We start from the raw sequence: 13,457 nt of genomic DNA, 5'->3' as shown, positions 1-13,457 counted from the left end.
ATCGTCACCTCACCTTAGAGCGCCCGGTCCCTGGCCTGAAGTGCCGCTTCACGGACTGGACCACGGTGTGCCGGACCGTGTCCCGGCAGCAGCAGATCGCCGTCCAGCTCCGCGTACACCTCCAGCGAGGCCACGGCACGCGCGCGCTCGTGGTGGAACATGTCCGGCAGCAACTGGGGCCCCTTGACGCGCGAGGTGGGATGACCGCTGACCAGGCCGTCACCGGAGATCACCACGCCGCGCTCGGGGAGGTGGAAGGCGCAGTGCCCGTCGGTGTGGCCCGGCGTGTGCACGGGCACCGGGCCGCCCGGCAGATCGAGAGCGCCCTCGGCCGGGAACGGCTGCGGGGAGACCACCGGCACATGGGCCGTGCCGCCCACGCGGATCGCGTGCACCGCCCACGGCAGCACGCCGGGGCGCCAGCCGTTCTTCAGGACCGTCCCGACGGACACCTGGTGCAGGAACTCGCGCCGCGCGTGCGGTACTTCGGCCTCGTGCAGGTAGACGGGCGTGCCGTAGGCGCTGCGCAGGTACTCGGCGGAGCCCAGGTGGTCGTTGTGGGCGTGGGTGATGAGCACGGCGGTGACCGCCTCCGGTGAACTCCCCACCTCCGTCAGGGAGGCGAGGACCTGTTCCCGGTCGCCGGGGTAGCCGGTGTCGATCAGCGTGGCGGAGCTTCCCTCGGTGAGGATCACCCAGTTGGTGTTGCTGCCCTGCACCAGATAGGTGCCGTCCGCGACTTGCTGCACGCCTGCGCTCATGATCGCCCCGCCCGATGAGTCCCTGCACGACGGCACACAGCAAAGCAGACGCTCAGGCGATCCGGAGCGGCGGGTACCGGTCTTCAAGCGGTCAACTTCCCCTGGACTCAAGCCTCCGGCTCCCGGCGGGACGAGGCTGCCTCCGGCACCGTCCGCCGGAGGCAGCCCCCGCGTGCCCCCGAAGCGGCCGCCTCTCCGCCTCGGTGCACGCCGCGCGGGGCGCCGGTGCACGCCGTGCGGTGCCTCAGTGCACGCCGCGCGTTCGGAACTGGACGCTGATGCGCGGTCCCGTCGCGCGCGTGGACTTCGGCACGGCGTGCTCCCAGGTGCGCTGACAGGAGCCGCCCATCACGATCAGGTCGCCGTGGCCGAGCGGCCTCCGGACCGTCTCACCGCCACCGCGCGCCGGCCGCAGCAGCAGGTCGCGCGGGGCACCCACGGAGACGATCGCGACCATGGTGTCCTGGCTCGCGCCCCGCCCGCCCCGGTCGCCGTGCCAGGCGACGCTGTCCCGGCCGTCGCGGTAGTAGCAGAGCCCGGCCGTGGTGAACGGCTCGCCGAGTTCGTCGGCGTAGTGCGCGGTGAGCGCCTCCCGCGCCTCCGTCAGCACCGGATGGGGCAGCGTGTCCTCGACGCCGTAGAAGGCCAGCAGTCGCGGTACGTCGACGACATGGTCGTACATCGTGCGGCGCTCCGCCCGCCACGGCACCTCGGCGGCCAGTCGTTCGAACAGGGCGTCCGAGCCGCCGAGCCATCCGGGCACTACGTCGATCCAGGCGCCGAGGCCGAGGACGGTACGGCGGATCCCGTCGAGGGGGCCGAGCCGGAGCTCGTCGGTCTGGTCGAACAGGGAGCCCTGGAGGTGCGCGGTCATGAGTCCAGCGTACTCCGGATTCGAAAATCTGTTCCCATGAAATTCGCTGACGTGTGCGACTCTTTCGATACATCGCTGTATCGGATACATTCCCGTATCGAACGGAGGCCGACATGGTGGTGGAGGACACGACCAGGCGCGTGACCAGGCGCCGGGTCCGCACGCGTGCCAAACTCCTGGACGCCGCCTTCGCGGTGTTCGCCGCCAAGGGCTTCGGGCGGGTGTCGATCGAGGAGGTCTGCGAGGCCGCCGGATACAGCCGGGGCGCCTTCTACTCGAACTTCGACAGCCTCGACGAGCTGTTCTTCGCGCTCTACCAGCAGCGTGCCGACCTGATCGCGGAGCAGGTCTCCGGGGCCCTCGCCCTCGACGGACCCGGACTCGACGTACCGGCCGCCGTGGACCGGGTCACCGAGGTGCTGCTCCTCGACCGGGACTGGCTCCTGGTCAAGACCGACTTCCTGGTGCACGCCGCCCGCGCCCCCGAGGTCGCCCGCACCCTGCTCGAACACCGGGCCCGGCTCAGGCGCGCCATCGCCGAACGGCTGGCCCACGCGCGCGGGCACACCGGACTGCCCGACGTGCTCCACGACGTCGAGGGCGCCGCCCACGCCGTGGTCGCCGCCTACGACGGGGTCACCGTCCAACTCCTGCTGGACCGGGACGTCGAGCGCGCCCGCGTCTGGCTGGGGCAACTGCTCACCGCGCTGCTCACCGACGGCAGCGACACCACCGCATGAGGGAAGGGACGGTCGCCATGGATGCCGACGTCATCGTCGTCGGAGCGGGGCTCGCGGGCCTGGTTGCCGCGCACGAGCTCACCAGCCGCGGCAGGAGGGTCGCGCTGGTCGACCAGGAGAACGCCGCCAACCTCGGCGGCCAGGCCTTCTGGTCCTTCGGCGGGCTCTTCCTCGTCGACAGCCCGGAGCAGCGCCGCCTCGGCATCAAGGACTCCTTCGACCTCGCCTGGAGCGACTGGCAGGGCAGCGCGCAGTTCGACCGCGTCGACGACGAGGACTCCTGGGCGGTGCGCTGGGCGCGGGCCTACGTCGAGTTCGCGGCGGGGGAGAAGCGGTCCTGGCTGGAAGGCCACGGCATCAAGTTCCTGCCCACCGTCGGCTGGGCCGAGCGCGGCGACCTCACCGCCCACGGACACGGCAACTCCGTGCCCCGCTTCCATGTCGCCTGGGGCACCGGCACCGGAGTGGTCGAACCCTTCGTGGGGTACGCCAAACAGGCCGCCCGCGACGGACTGCTGACCTTCTACCACCGCCACCAGGTCGACGAGCTCGTCATCGAGGAGGGCGCCGCGCGGGGCGTACGCGGGACCGTGCTCGCCGCGGACGACTCCGCGCGCGGGGTCGCCTCCAGCCGCGAGCGCATCGGCGACTTCGAGCTCACCGCCCGGGCCGTCGTCGTCACCACCGGCGGCATCGGCGCCAACCACGACATCGTCCGCCGCTACTGGCCCGAGCGGCTCGGGACCCCGCCCGCGGAGATGGTCACCGGCGTGCCCGCCTACGTCGACGGCCGCATGCTCGACATCAGCGCGGGCGCGGGCGTGCGCCTGGTCAACCGCGACCGCATGTGGCACTACACCGAGGGCATCCAGAACTGGGACCCCATCTGGCCCGGCCACGGCATCCGCATCCTGCCCGGCCCGTCCTCGATGTGGTTCGACGCCCTCGGCCGCCGGCTGCCCGAGCCGTGTCTGCCCGGCTACGACACCCTCAGCACTCTCCGGCACCTGCGCACCACCGAGGACATCGCGGAGCACGACCACTCCTGGTTCATCCTCACCCAGAAGATCATCGAGAAGGAGTTCGCGCTCTCGGGCTCCGAGCAGAACCCCGACATCACCGCCAAGGACCGCGCCGGCTTCCTCAAGGAGCGTGTCCTGGGCAAGGGCGCCCCCGGACCCGTCGACGCCTTCCTGCGCAAGGGCGCGGACTTCGTGACCGCCCCGAACCTGGAGCAGCTGGTCGAGAAGATGAACGGGCTCACCGGCAAGGCGCTCCTCGACGCCGGCTCCATCCGCCGCCAGATCGAGGCCCGCGACCTGCAGATCGCGAACTCCTACAGCAAGGACGCCCAGGTGCAGGGCATCCGCAACGCCCGCCGCTACATCGGCGACCGCCTCGGCCGGGTCGCCGGCCCGCACCGCATCCTCGCCCCCGCCGCCGGCCCGCTGATCGGCGTCAAGCTGCACATCCTGACCCGCAAGACCCTCGGCGGCATCCAGACCGACCTCGACTCCCGCGCCCTGGGCGCCGACGGCAAGCCCCTGGAGGGCCTGTACGCGGCGGGCGAGGTCGCCGGCTTCGGCGGCGGCGGGGTCCACGGCTACAACGCGCTCGAGGGCACCTTCCTCGGCGGCTGCCTCTTCTCGGGGCGCGCGGCAGGGCGGGCGGCTGCCAAGCAGGTCGGCTAGGACTCCAGCAGGCGCACCAGCACGGTGGCGTGGCTCCGCTCCGGCGTCTTCGACGCGGTCAGCAGGGTCACGTCACCCTTGCGCGCCAACTCCCGGACCCGGTCGAGGAGTCCGGCCGCCTCGGGATCGGCCAGCTCTGCCTCGTACCGCTCGGCGAACTCCTCGTACGACCCCTCGCCCGCGTGGTACCAGCGGCGCAGCTCGGTCGACGGGGTCAGCGCCTTCGGCCACTCGTCGACACGGGCCGCCTCCTTGGACAGACCGCGCGGCCACAACCGGTCGACCAGGACGCGGACGCCGTCCGCGGGCTCGGGGGGTTCGTAGACACGGCGGATGCGCACGCTCACGAGCGGCCTCTCGACGAAGGGGTCGGTGCGTGCGGAGCGTACTGCCGGGCCCGGCCCGTCTTGACCTGATCAAGGGTGAGTTGCTCGAGAGGGGCCTTTAGTGTGAAGCAGTTGTCCACCCCCCGAACTGTAGGAGCGCACGTGCCGAAGGCCGTCAGACGCACCTTCGTCGTCGTCAGCACCCCCGTCGCCCTCGTGGCGCTGCTCGGGGCCGCCGCGCCCGGGCCGACGGGCTCTTCCGGAGCCGGTGACCCCTACTTCCCGCTGGCCGGAAACGGCGGATACCACGTCGGGCACTACGACCTGACACTCCGTTACGACCCCGGCAGCCGCCACCTCGACGGGAAGGCGGTGATCACCGCCCGCGCCACCCAGCGCCTGACCCGCTTCGACCTGGACTTCAAGGGGCTGACCGTCACCGCTCTGACGGTCGGTCACGCCAAGGCCGGGTTCCGCCGTGACGGCCAGGAACTCGTCGTCACCCCTCAGCGCGCCCTGCGCAAGGGGGAACGATTCACCGTCACCGTGACCTACCAGGGGAAGCCCGGCCCCGTCACCGACCCCGACGGTTCCCTCGACGGCTGGATCCCCACCGACGACGGCGCCTTCGTCGCCGGGGAGCCGCAGGGCGCGATGACCTGGTTCCCGGCGAACAACCACCCCACGGACAAGTCGTCGTACGACTTCACCATCACCGTCCCCCAGGGACGCACCGCGGTCGCCAACGGGGTCCTCCTCTCCCAGCGGACCACGCACGGGAAGACCACGTTCCGCTGGCGCCAGAGCGAACCGATGGCCGCCTACCTGGCCACCGCGACCGTCGGGAAGTTCAAGGTGGAGCAGTTCACCACCAGGAACGGCATCCGCGTCTACAACGCCGTCGATTCCCGCGAGGCCGCCGCCGCGGCCCCCGTCCTCAAGAAGCTGCCCTCCGTCCTGGAGTGGGAGAGCAAGCTCTTCGGGCCCTACCCGTTCCGGGCCGCCGGATCGATCGTGGACCACGCCCCGAACGTCGGCTACGCGCTGGAGACCCAGTCCCGTCCGGTCTACGACCGGGCACCCGACCTGAGCACCCTCGTCCACGAGAACGCCCACCAGTGGTTCGGCGACTCCGTCTCGCTCACCTCCTGGAAGGACATCTGGCTCAACGAGGGCTTCGCGACCTACGCGGAATGGCTCTACGCCGAGCAGCACGGCGGGGACAGCGCCCAGAAGGCCTTCGACGACCTCTACGCGAAACCCGCGAGCGACGACCTGTGGGAGTTCCCGCCCGGTGATCCCGGCAGCGGAGCCAACATCTTCGGCACCCCTGTCTACGCCCGCGGCGCCATGACCCTGCACGCGCTGCGCAAGGCCGTCGGCGACCGGGCGTTCTTCCTGATCCTGCGCGCCTGGGCGACCGGGCACCGCGACGGCCACGGCACCACCGCGCAGTTCGAGCGCCTCGCGGAACGGGTCTCGGGCAAGAACCTGGACAGCCTGTTCCACACCTGGCTCTACGCGCCGGGCAAGCCGAACAGGCCCTAGAAACTGACGAGTTCCTCACAAGTGTCGGCCAGAGTCATTCCATGATCACACGCAGAACCCATGTGGCCCTGCTCGCCGCATCCCTGCTTCTGACCGGATGCGGCGGCGGTGCCGTGGCCAGCACGGAGAGCATGCCCGCCCCGTCCAGGGAGCCTTCGCCGACCACCCCCTCGCCGGAGATCTCCGTCGAGGTCGCTCCCCAGCAGATACCCGGCCTCGGCCCCAGGACATGGGCGAAGGTACCGGCCGACGCCCGGCAGGCCGTCGTGGTCACCGGGCGCGGCCGCGACTCGTCGGCCTCCACCGTGGTGCTCCACGAGCGCACCGAGGCCGGCTGGCGGGCCGGCGCGAGCTGGCCCGCGCACAACGCCCTCAAGGGCTGGACCGACCACCACACGGCGGGCGACCTGCGCTCACCGATCGGCGTCTACACCCTCACGGACGCCGGCGGACTGCTGAAGAACCCCGGCACCAAGCTCTCCTACGACCGCGGTTCCGGCTTCACCGCGCCCGGCACGGGCTTCGAGGGCGAGCCGCTGGCCGGGTCCTTCGACTACGTGATCGCCATCAACTACAACCGGCGGCCCGGCACCTCACCCCTGGACTGGACCCGCCCGCTCGGCGCGGGCCGCGGCGGCGGGATATGGCTGCACGTCGACCACGGCGGGCCCACCCACGGCTGTGTGAGCATCGCCGAGAAGCACATGAAGGAGCTGCTGCTCACCCTGGACCCGGCCCTGCGTCCCGTCGTCGTCATGGGCGACGCGAAGTCCCTGAACCGCTGAGCGCCTAGGATCCGCCGGGTGTGCGCACATGTGCTGGTCGCCGAGGACGACGAGATGCAGGCCGAACTGATACGGCGGTCCCTGCTCGCGGAGGGTCACACCGCCACCGTGGTCCACGACGGGCGGGCCGCCCTGGACGCGGTAAGGCGTGCGGCCCCCGACCTCGTCGTCCTGGACCTGATGCTGCCGGTGATCGACGGCTTCGGGGTGTGCCGGGTGATCCGCAGGGACGCGGACATCCCCGTCGTGATGCTCACCGCACGCTCCGACGAGGACGACGTCCTGCTGGGCCTGGAACTGGGCGCCGACGACTACATGACCAAGCCGTACAGCCCGCGCGAGCTGATGGCCCGCATCCGGACCGTGCTGCGGCGCAGCGGACGGGGCGCCGCCTCCGACCGGCGCGAGGACCCCGTCGTCCGCGCCGCGGGCCTCGCCGTCGATCCCGTACGGCACGAGGTCCGCTGCGACGGGGCGCCGGTGGAGTGCACTCCGGCCGAGTTCGAGATCCTGACGGCCATGGTCGCCGAGCCCGAACGGGTCTTCTCGCGGCGGCAGCTGCTGGAGGTCACCCGGGGCACCGACCGGGCCTCCACCGAACGGGCCGTGGACGTGCACATCATGAACCTGCGCCGCAAGATCGAGGCCGATCCGCGCCGCCCGGCCAGACTCCTGACGGTGTTCGGCGTGGGCTACAAGCTCAGCGGCGGCCGCGGATGAGCGCGCGGACACCGCCGGGCCGCCGGATACCTCTGCACAAGCGGCTGCTGGTCCGTCTGCTGATCACGTCCGGGCTCATCGCCGTGTGCTCGGTGGCCGCGACGGCCTGGCTGGCCGTGGCGACCACCACCCAGGCCCTGCGCGAGGAGCAGGGGCAGGCGCTCGCCGACGACATGGACGTCCTCGCCGAGCTCAGCGGGTACGCGGCGACCCACCCGGACTGGTCCCATGTGGCGCGTACCGTGAGGGAGTTGTCGGCGAAGACCGGCCGCCGCATCGCCCTGACCGCCACGGACCGCCGGGTCATCGCCGACTCCGCGCCGCCCGGCACCTCCCTGCCACCGGGCGCGGCCGCCGCCGTCGACCCCCTGCACACCGACACCTACAGCGAGCGCGGCGCCCAGATCTCCGGCATCGACCCGCGAGCGGTGGGCCCGTTCCGGCTCACCGAGGCGGAACGCGTCAAGGTCGACGCCCTGGCCCGCAAGCGACAGCTCTGCTTCGAGCGGTTCGGTGTGGAGACACGCCTGAGCCGTGGCCCGAGCGGGCGGACCGTCCTGACCGACCAGGACACCGGCTCCGTGCCCGACTACGTGCCCGACGCCTGCGCCGACGGACTGCTCAACACACCCACCCCGACCGAGGAGAAGGCGGTCAAGGCCCTCCAGGGGCTCACCCGCGACTGCCTCACCAAGGCCGGTCTGGATCCCACGCTGGCCGCGCTGGTGGGGAACGAACCGACCGGGCTGGACCTGCGCGGTCCCCTGTCCGGCAAGCTCGCCGCCAAGGAGGCGCGCCTGGTCCAGCCCTGCCTCGACCAGGCCCGCCGCGCCCAGCTCGACCCGTACGTGGCACCGGCGGCCGAACTCTTCCTGGGCACCGGGGACACCCCCGCCGTGCTGTTCGACATGTCCCCGGCCAACAAGGCCAAGGTCGTCGGCACCGCGGGTCTCGTGCTCGCCGTCACCGTGGCCGCCACCGCCCTGGTCGCGACCCGTCTGGTGCGGCCGCTGCGCGCGCTCACCGCGGCCGCCCAGCAGCCGCCCGAACTCCATGTGCGCGTCCCCGTCACCACCCGGGACGAGACCGGCATCCTCGCCGTCGCCTTCAACGACCTGACCGAACGCCGCGAGCGCCTCGAAGCCCAGCGCAAGGCGATGGTCAGCGACATCGCCCACGAACTGCGCACCCCGCTCACCAACATCCGCGGCTGGCTGGAGGTCACCCGGGACGGCGTCGTCGACCCCGACCCGCCCCTGCTCGCCTCCCTGCACGACGAGGCGCTCGTCCTCCAGCGCGTCATCGACGACCTCCAGGACCTCGCGGACGCCGACGCCGGCACCCTGCGGCTGCACCGGGAGCCCGTCCGCTGCGACGAGCTCCTCCAGCAGGTCGCCGCCGCCCACCGGGTCGCCGCCGACGCGGGCCGGGTCGGGCTGAGCACCGACGTCGACGGTGAGCCCTGGCTGGACGCCGACCCGGTCCGGATGCGCCAGGCGCTGGGCAACCTGGTCTCCAACGCGCTGCGCCACACCCCGGCCGGCGGCACGGTCACCCTGTCGGGGCGCAGGGACGGCGACGACGTCGTCCTTGCGGTCACCGACACCGGCACCGGGATCGCGCCCGACGACCTGCCGCACGTCTTCGACCGGTTCTGGCGCGCGGAGAAGTCCCGCAGCCGTCGTACCGGAGGCTCCGGCCTGGGCCTCCCCATCGTCCGCCACCTCGTCGCGGCCCACGGCGGAACAGTCGAGGCGACGAGCGAACCCGGCACGGGCAGCGCCTTCACCCTGCGACTGCCCGGGGGGCCCGGGCCCCGGGCGGACGCCTGAACCTTCGCGGGCGTGCGGTTGTCCCGTGGCCCTGCGAAGGATCAGACGTGTCGCACGGGCTGCCGGTGGTGTGGGCACTCACCGAGCCGGTGCCTGACCGAACGACCCGAGCGGCGGTACGTCCGCCCGTCGCGCGCGGGTCCGGGCGGACGGCCCCGCTGTGGGGCCGGACCGGTCAGCCGGACCTTCTGCGCGCGGCACTCGCGCGCCGTGCGATCGCACGGCGTTCCGTCTCACTGGTGCCGCCCCACACGCCGATGCCCTGTCCCGTGTCCAGTGCCCACTGAAGACACTGCTCCTGGACGGGGCAGCGCCTGCAGACCGACTTGGCCTGCTCGGTCTGTACCAGTGCGGGGCCGGTCGTGCCGATCGGGAAGAAGAGATCCGGGTCCTCGCGGCGGCACGCGGCATGGTCTCGCCAGTTGTCCATCAAAGTCACCTGCGATCTAGTCGTACGTGCCCTCGTGGATGCCTTACTCGTTTTCGGGTCACCTGTCGATGCGTGGCGAAACAACCGGGTCCTGTGGGACTCGCCCGGTCACTGCTCCCTGACGCCCCACGGGGAGCCGTACGCGGTCAGCAGATCCAGGAAGGGCCGGGCCGGGAAGGCCTCGGGACCGAGGACACCCGTGCCGCTCCAGGCACCCGTGGCGAGGAGTTCGAGGGCGACGACCGGGTTCACGGCCGTCTGCCACACCACGGCCTGGCAGCCGTACTCCGCCATGGACCACTGGTTGTCGACCACGTGGTAGAGGTACACCTCGCGCGGCGCCCCGTCCCTGACGCCCTTCACCCAGGTGCCCGCACAGGTCTTGCCGTGCATCCGGTCGCCGAGCGTCGCCGGGTCGGGCAGACACGCCGCCACGACGTCCCGCGGCGAGACCGCGACCGGGCCCGCGGGACTGGGCACGGTCACCGGCTCGGTGCGGTCCAGGCCCAGCAGGTGCAGTGTCCTCAGCGTCTCGACGAACTCGCGGCCCAGGCCGTACTTGAAGGTGACCCGGCGGGCACCGACCCAGCGCGGGACGAGCAGCACCTCCTCGTGCTCCACGTTCACGCACTCCACCGGTCCGATGCCCTCGGGGAAGTCGAAGACCTCCGGCTCGCTGAAGGGCTCCGTCGTGAACCAGCCGCGGTCGGCCTCGTAGACGACCGGCGGGTTGAGGCACTCCTCGATGGTGGTCCAGATGCTGAAGGAGGGGGCGAAGTCGTAGCCGTCGACGGTGAGGTTCGCACCGTCGCGGACGCCGATCTCCTCGATCTCGTCGAAGAGCTCGTCGGCCGCGTACCGGGCGAACACGTCCGACAGACCAGGCTCGACGCCCATGCCGACCAGGGCCAGCGCGCCCGCCTTCTCCCACTCCTCGGCCTGCGCGAACTGCTCGTCGCCCAGCTTGACCCCGCACTCCTCGTAGGGCCTCTCGGGGTGCGGACGGGACAGGGACATCGCCATGTCGACATAGGCGGCCCCGGCGGAGCGCGCCGCCCGGAACAGGGGCATCACGAAGCGCGGGTCGGTGGCGTTGAGCAGGACGTCGCACGCGTGCCGCTCCAGCAGGGCGGTCACGGCCGACTCGTCGCTCGCGTCCACCCGCTCGGCGCGGAACCGGTCGCCCCGGTCGCCGAGCGCGGCCACCGCGGCCTCGGCGCGGGCCGGGTCGTAGTCGGCGACGACCATGGCGTCGAAGAACGGCCGCCGGGCGGCGATCCGGGTGATGGCGGTGCCGACGCCTCCGGCGCCCACGAGCAGGACACGCATGACAAACACTCCCCTTACGGGTCGAAGGTCGCAGATGTGTGGGGCCCTGGCGGAGATACAACGCCCTGCGCTCGTTTAAGGTCAATGGCGTTGGCATAAGGAGGGAGGGCCGCATGCCCAAGCCCGTGGTCCCCGAGGAGAAACGCCGTCGGCGCAGGCCCACCAGGAGCGGGACCGTGCTGTCCGAGGAGCTGATCGTCGAGACGGCTCTGCGCATGCTCCGGGAACACGGCAGCACCGGGCTCACCGCGCGCCGCCTGGGCCTGGCTCTGGACGCCGACCCGAGCACGCTCTACCGCTACTTCCGCGGCATGGACGACCTGACACTGGCCATCGGCGACGCCCTGATCGGGCAGGCGCTGCAGGGCTGGAAGCCGTCCGGGCAGTGGCGGCGGGACCTGCGCGAGACGGGCCGCCGCATCCACGCGGCGTACGTCGCCCATCCCCAGGCCGCCCTGCTGACGACCAGCAGGGTCACCGGCCGGGCGAACGAACTGGCGGCGGACGAGGCGGTCCTCGACGTCCTGCGCACCGCGGGTTTCCCGCTCCCCGAGACGGTCAGGATCTACCACGCCTTCATCGACCAGACGCTGGCCTTCGCGGCGCTGGACGCGGCGTCCCTGGCGCTGCCGAGAGCGGCCCTGCACGCGGACGAGGACCAGTGGCGCTCGACGTACGCCCACCTGCCCGACGACAGCTATCCCCGTATCGCGGAGGCGGCCCCCCTGCTGGCGGCGCGCATGGTCACCAGCGCCTACCCGACGGCCCTGGAGATGCTGTTGGACAGCGCGGAGCGACAGCTCGCCGGCACCGGCGGGTCGGCGCGGGGCTGCACCGGCGGCTCAGCGCAGGGTCGCTGACGCCGCCGCGGCCACCGCCTCCGCGACCGCGGCCAGCGCGGGCGAGTCCAGCTTCCACTGCTGCCAGTACAGCGGTACGTCGACCGGCCGGCCCGGCGCCAGCGCGATCAGCCGCCCCTCACGCAGCAGTTCGCCGGCCTGCACTTCCGGGACCATGCCCCACCCCAGCCCCAGCGCGACCGACTCCACGAACCCCTCCGAGGTCGGCACCGCGTGCCGCACCCGGCTCGCCCCACCGCATCCCAGGAGGCGCAGAAACCCGTCCTGGATGTCGTCGCTGCGGTCGAACGTCACCACCGGCGCCTCGGCGAGCGCGTTCCGCAACGATCCCTCGAGATACCGCGCGGTGAACTCCGGACTCGCTGCCGCGAGATACCGCATCCGCCCCAACTGCCGTACGGAGCAGCCCGTCACGGCCTCCGCCGAGGACGTCACCGCCGCCATCACCACCCCCTCGCGCAACAGCTCCGCGGTCCGCGTCTCGTCCTCGCGCCGCAGCTCGAAGCAGAGGCGGTCCCGCTCGGGCACCCGTGTCAGCGCCCCGAGGAACCAGGTCGCCAGAGAGTCCGCGTTCACCGCGATCGAGACCCGGGTCACCTCCCCCTCGCCCGGCATCCCCAGCTCGGCGAGCGCGTCCCGTTCCAGCCGGGCCAGCTGGCGGGCGAACCGCACCACCACCTCGCCCGACTCGGTCGGGCGCACCGGCTTGGTGCGCACCAGCAGGACCCGTCCCGTGCGCTGCTCCAGGGCCTTCACCCGCTGGCTCACCGCCGACGGCGTCACGTGCAGCGCCGCCGCGGCGGCGTCGAACGTGCCCTCGTCCACCACCGCGAGCAGAGTCCGCACCTGATCCAGCGGAAGTTCGGTCATCATCACGACAACTAATGATACGTAAGAATCTTTAGCTGTACGGGCAGTGATCGTCTCCGTACCGTCGAAGCCATGTCCGCTTCTCTGTCCGCCGCCGCCGCGGGTTTCGGCACCGGCCTCTCGCTCATCGTCGCCATCGGCGCCCAGAACGCCTTCGTCCTGCGTCAGGGGATCCGCCGTGACGCGGTCCTGGCCGTCGTCGGCATCTGCGCCCTGTCCGACGCCCTGCTCATCGCCCTCGGCGTCGGTGGTGTGGGCGCCGTCGTGGTCGCCTGGCCGGGCGCGCTGACCCTGGTCGGCTGGATCGGCGGCGGATTCCTGCTCTGCTACGGCGTCCTCGCCGCCCGCCGGGTCCTGCGGCCGGGGGAGTCGGGTCTGCGGGCGGAGGGAGAGGCGGCGGGCTCCCGCAGGCGCGCGGTGCTGACCTGTCTGGCGATGACCTGGCTCAACCCGCACGTCTACCTCGACACCGTGTTCCTGCTCGGCTCCGTCGCGGCCGACCGGGGCCCGCTGCGCTGGACCTTCGGGCTCGGCGCCGTGTGCGCCAGCCTGTGCTGGTTCGCCGCGCTCGGCTTCGGTGCCCGGCTGCTCAGCCGCTTCCTCGCCAGGCCGAGCGCCTGGCGGGTGCTCGACGCACTGGTCGCCGCGACGATGATCGCCCTCGGCGGTGTGCTCGTGGCCGGAGCGTGAA

At 72.1% G+C, this 13,457-nt stretch carries 14 protein-coding genes; 8 read left to right on the top strand and 6 right to left on the bottom strand.

The features are described from left to right. Window positions 1-14: 14 nt before the first annotated feature. Together IOD14_RS24815 and IOD14_RS24810 are read right to left on the bottom strand one after the other, a co-directional pair. Window positions 15-761, bottom strand: a complete 747-nt coding sequence (locus IOD14_RS24815; RefSeq protein ID WP_212671562.1) for an MBL fold metallo-hydrolase — start codon at window positions 759-761, stop codon at window positions 15-17. A gap of 244 nt (window positions 762-1,005) precedes the next feature. Continuing rightward, on the bottom strand, window positions 1,006-1,635 hold the full coding sequence (locus tag IOD14_RS24810) for an alpha-ketoglutarate-dependent dioxygenase AlkB (protein ID WP_212671561.1): 630 nt from the start codon (window positions 1,633-1,635) through the stop codon (window positions 1,006-1,008). A 113-nt stretch (window positions 1,636-1,748) separates the two neighbouring features. Here IOD14_RS24810 and IOD14_RS24805 point away from each other — a divergent pair, with 113 nt between their 5' ends. Together IOD14_RS24805 and IOD14_RS24800 are read left to right on the top strand one after the other, a co-directional pair. Beyond that, the gene (locus IOD14_RS24805; RefSeq protein ID WP_212671560.1) at window positions 1,749-2,375 is read left to right on the top strand and encodes a TetR/AcrR family transcriptional regulator; all 627 of its coding nucleotides are present in this window, start codon (window positions 1,749-1,751) and stop codon (window positions 2,373-2,375) included. A 17-nt stretch (window positions 2,376-2,392) separates the two neighbouring features. Further along, window positions 2,393-4,066 (top strand): FAD-binding dehydrogenase, encoded by a 1,674-nt coding sequence (locus tag IOD14_RS24800; RefSeq protein ID WP_212671559.1) that lies wholly within the window; start codon window positions 2,393-2,395, stop codon window positions 4,064-4,066. Here IOD14_RS24800 and IOD14_RS24795 read toward each other — a convergent pair. Beyond that, window positions 4,063-4,413 (bottom strand): DUF488 family protein, encoded by a 351-nt coding sequence (locus IOD14_RS24795; protein ID WP_123987013.1) that lies wholly within the window; start codon window positions 4,411-4,413, stop codon window positions 4,063-4,065. The two genes, IOD14_RS24800 and IOD14_RS24795, sit on opposite strands and share 4 nt — an antisense overlap. A 141-nt stretch (window positions 4,414-4,554) precedes the next feature. On the opposite strand from IOD14_RS24795, the gene IOD14_RS24790 reads away from it, so the two are divergent. From IOD14_RS24790 to IOD14_RS24775, 4 genes are read left to right on the top strand one after another with little or no spacing between them, the layout of a single operon-like run. After that, complete coding sequence (locus tag IOD14_RS24790) at window positions 4,555-5,940, top strand: M1 family metallopeptidase (RefSeq protein ID WP_212671558.1); 1,386 nt, start codon at window positions 4,555-4,557, stop codon at window positions 5,938-5,940. 41 nt (window positions 5,941-5,981) lie between these two features. Beyond that, window positions 5,982-6,725 carry a L,D-transpeptidase family protein gene (locus IOD14_RS24785; protein WP_123987011.1) on the top strand — a complete coding sequence of 248 codons (744 nt, stop codon included), beginning with the start codon at window positions 5,982-5,984 and terminating at the stop codon, window positions 6,723-6,725. A gap of 18 nt (window positions 6,726-6,743) precedes the next feature. Then, window positions 6,744-7,445 (top strand): response regulator transcription factor, encoded by a 702-nt coding sequence (locus IOD14_RS24780; protein ID WP_123987010.1) that lies wholly within the window; start codon window positions 6,744-6,746, stop codon window positions 7,443-7,445. Then, window positions 7,442-9,277: an ATP-binding protein gene (locus IOD14_RS24775; RefSeq protein ID WP_212671557.1), complete on the top strand. Its 1,836-nt coding sequence runs from the start codon at window positions 7,442-7,444 to the stop codon at window positions 9,275-9,277. Before IOD14_RS24780 ends, IOD14_RS24775 begins: the two co-directional genes overlap by 4 nt. 175 nt (window positions 9,278-9,452) lie before the next feature. On the opposite strand, the gene IOD14_RS24770 is transcribed toward IOD14_RS24775, so the two are convergent. Together IOD14_RS24770 and IOD14_RS24765 are read right to left on the bottom strand one after the other, a co-directional pair. Beyond that, window positions 9,453-9,707 (bottom strand): WhiB family transcriptional regulator, encoded by a 255-nt coding sequence (locus IOD14_RS24770; RefSeq protein WP_123987008.1) that lies wholly within the window; start codon window positions 9,705-9,707, stop codon window positions 9,453-9,455. A 108-nt stretch (window positions 9,708-9,815) separates the two neighbouring features. Beyond that, window positions 9,816-11,036: a saccharopine dehydrogenase C-terminal domain-containing protein gene (locus IOD14_RS24765; RefSeq protein WP_123987007.1), complete on the bottom strand. Its 1,221-nt coding sequence runs from the start codon at window positions 11,034-11,036 to the stop codon at window positions 9,816-9,818. A 113-nt stretch (window positions 11,037-11,149) separates the two neighbouring features. On the opposite strand from IOD14_RS24765, the gene IOD14_RS24760 reads away from it, so the two are divergent. Continuing rightward, window positions 11,150-11,896, top strand: coding sequence for a TetR/AcrR family transcriptional regulator (locus IOD14_RS24760; RefSeq protein WP_123987006.1), 747 nt, complete (start codon window positions 11,150-11,152; stop codon window positions 11,894-11,896). Here IOD14_RS24760 and IOD14_RS24755 read toward each other — a convergent pair. Then, window positions 11,879-12,769 carry a LysR family transcriptional regulator ArgP gene (locus IOD14_RS24755; RefSeq protein ID WP_212673388.1) on the bottom strand — a complete coding sequence of 297 codons (891 nt, stop codon included), beginning with the start codon at window positions 12,767-12,769 and terminating at the stop codon, window positions 11,879-11,881. The two genes, IOD14_RS24760 and IOD14_RS24755, sit on opposite strands and share 18 nt — an antisense overlap. Before the next feature lie 69 nt (window positions 12,770-12,838). On the opposite strand from IOD14_RS24755, the gene IOD14_RS24750 reads away from it, so the two are divergent. Next, window positions 12,839-13,456: a LysE/ArgO family amino acid transporter gene (locus IOD14_RS24750; protein WP_123987005.1), complete on the top strand. Its 618-nt coding sequence runs from the start codon at window positions 12,839-12,841 to the stop codon at window positions 13,454-13,456. The last annotated feature ends 1 nt before the right edge of the window (window position 13,457 follow it).

This window comes from Streptomyces sp. A2-16 (assembly GCF_018128905.1).
Taxonomy (GTDB): Bacteria; Actinomycetota; Actinomycetes; order Streptomycetales; family Streptomycetaceae; genus Streptomyces.
Note: the sequence above shows the minus strand (reverse complement) of the source record. Positions and strands in the feature narration are given on the sequence as shown.

Excerpts from the sequence above, each read along its gene's own strand:
- IOD14_RS24800 (WP_212671559.1), top strand. The coding sequence starts at position 2,393 with ATGGATGCCGACGTCATCGTCGTCGGAGCGGGGCTCGCGGGCCTGGTT.
- IOD14_RS24810 (WP_212671561.1), bottom strand. The coding sequence starts at position 1,635 with ATGACCGCGCACCTCCAGGGCTCCCTGTTCGACCAGACCGACGAGCTC.
- IOD14_RS24815 (WP_212671562.1), bottom strand. The coding sequence starts at position 761 with ATGAGCGCAGGCGTGCAGCAAGTCGCGGACGGCACCTATCTGGTGCAG.
- IOD14_RS24760 (WP_123987006.1), top strand. The coding sequence starts at position 11,150 with ATGCCCAAGCCCGTGGTCCCCGAGGAGAAACGCCGTCGGCGCAGGCCC.
- IOD14_RS24775 (WP_212671557.1), top strand. The coding sequence starts at position 7,442 with ATGAGCGCGCGGACACCGCCGGGCCGCCGGATACCTCTGCACAAGCGG.
- IOD14_RS24750 (WP_123987005.1), top strand. The coding sequence starts at position 12,839 with ATGTCCGCTTCTCTGTCCGCCGCCGCCGCGGGTTTCGGCACCGGCCTC.
- IOD14_RS24755 (WP_212673388.1), bottom strand. The coding sequence starts at position 12,769 with ATGATGACCGAACTTCCGCTGGATCAGGTGCGGACTCTGCTCGCGGTG.
- IOD14_RS24770 (WP_123987008.1), bottom strand. The coding sequence starts at position 9,707 with ATGGACAACTGGCGAGACCATGCCGCGTGCCGCCGCGAGGACCCGGAT.
- IOD14_RS24805 (WP_212671560.1), top strand. The coding sequence starts at position 1,749 with ATGGTGGTGGAGGACACGACCAGGCGCGTGACCAGGCGCCGGGTCCGC.
- IOD14_RS24765 (WP_123987007.1), bottom strand. The coding sequence starts at position 11,036 with ATGCGTGTCCTGCTCGTGGGCGCCGGAGGCGTCGGCACCGCCATCACC.
- IOD14_RS24785 (WP_123987011.1), top strand. The coding sequence starts at position 5,982 with ATGATCACACGCAGAACCCATGTGGCCCTGCTCGCCGCATCCCTGCTT.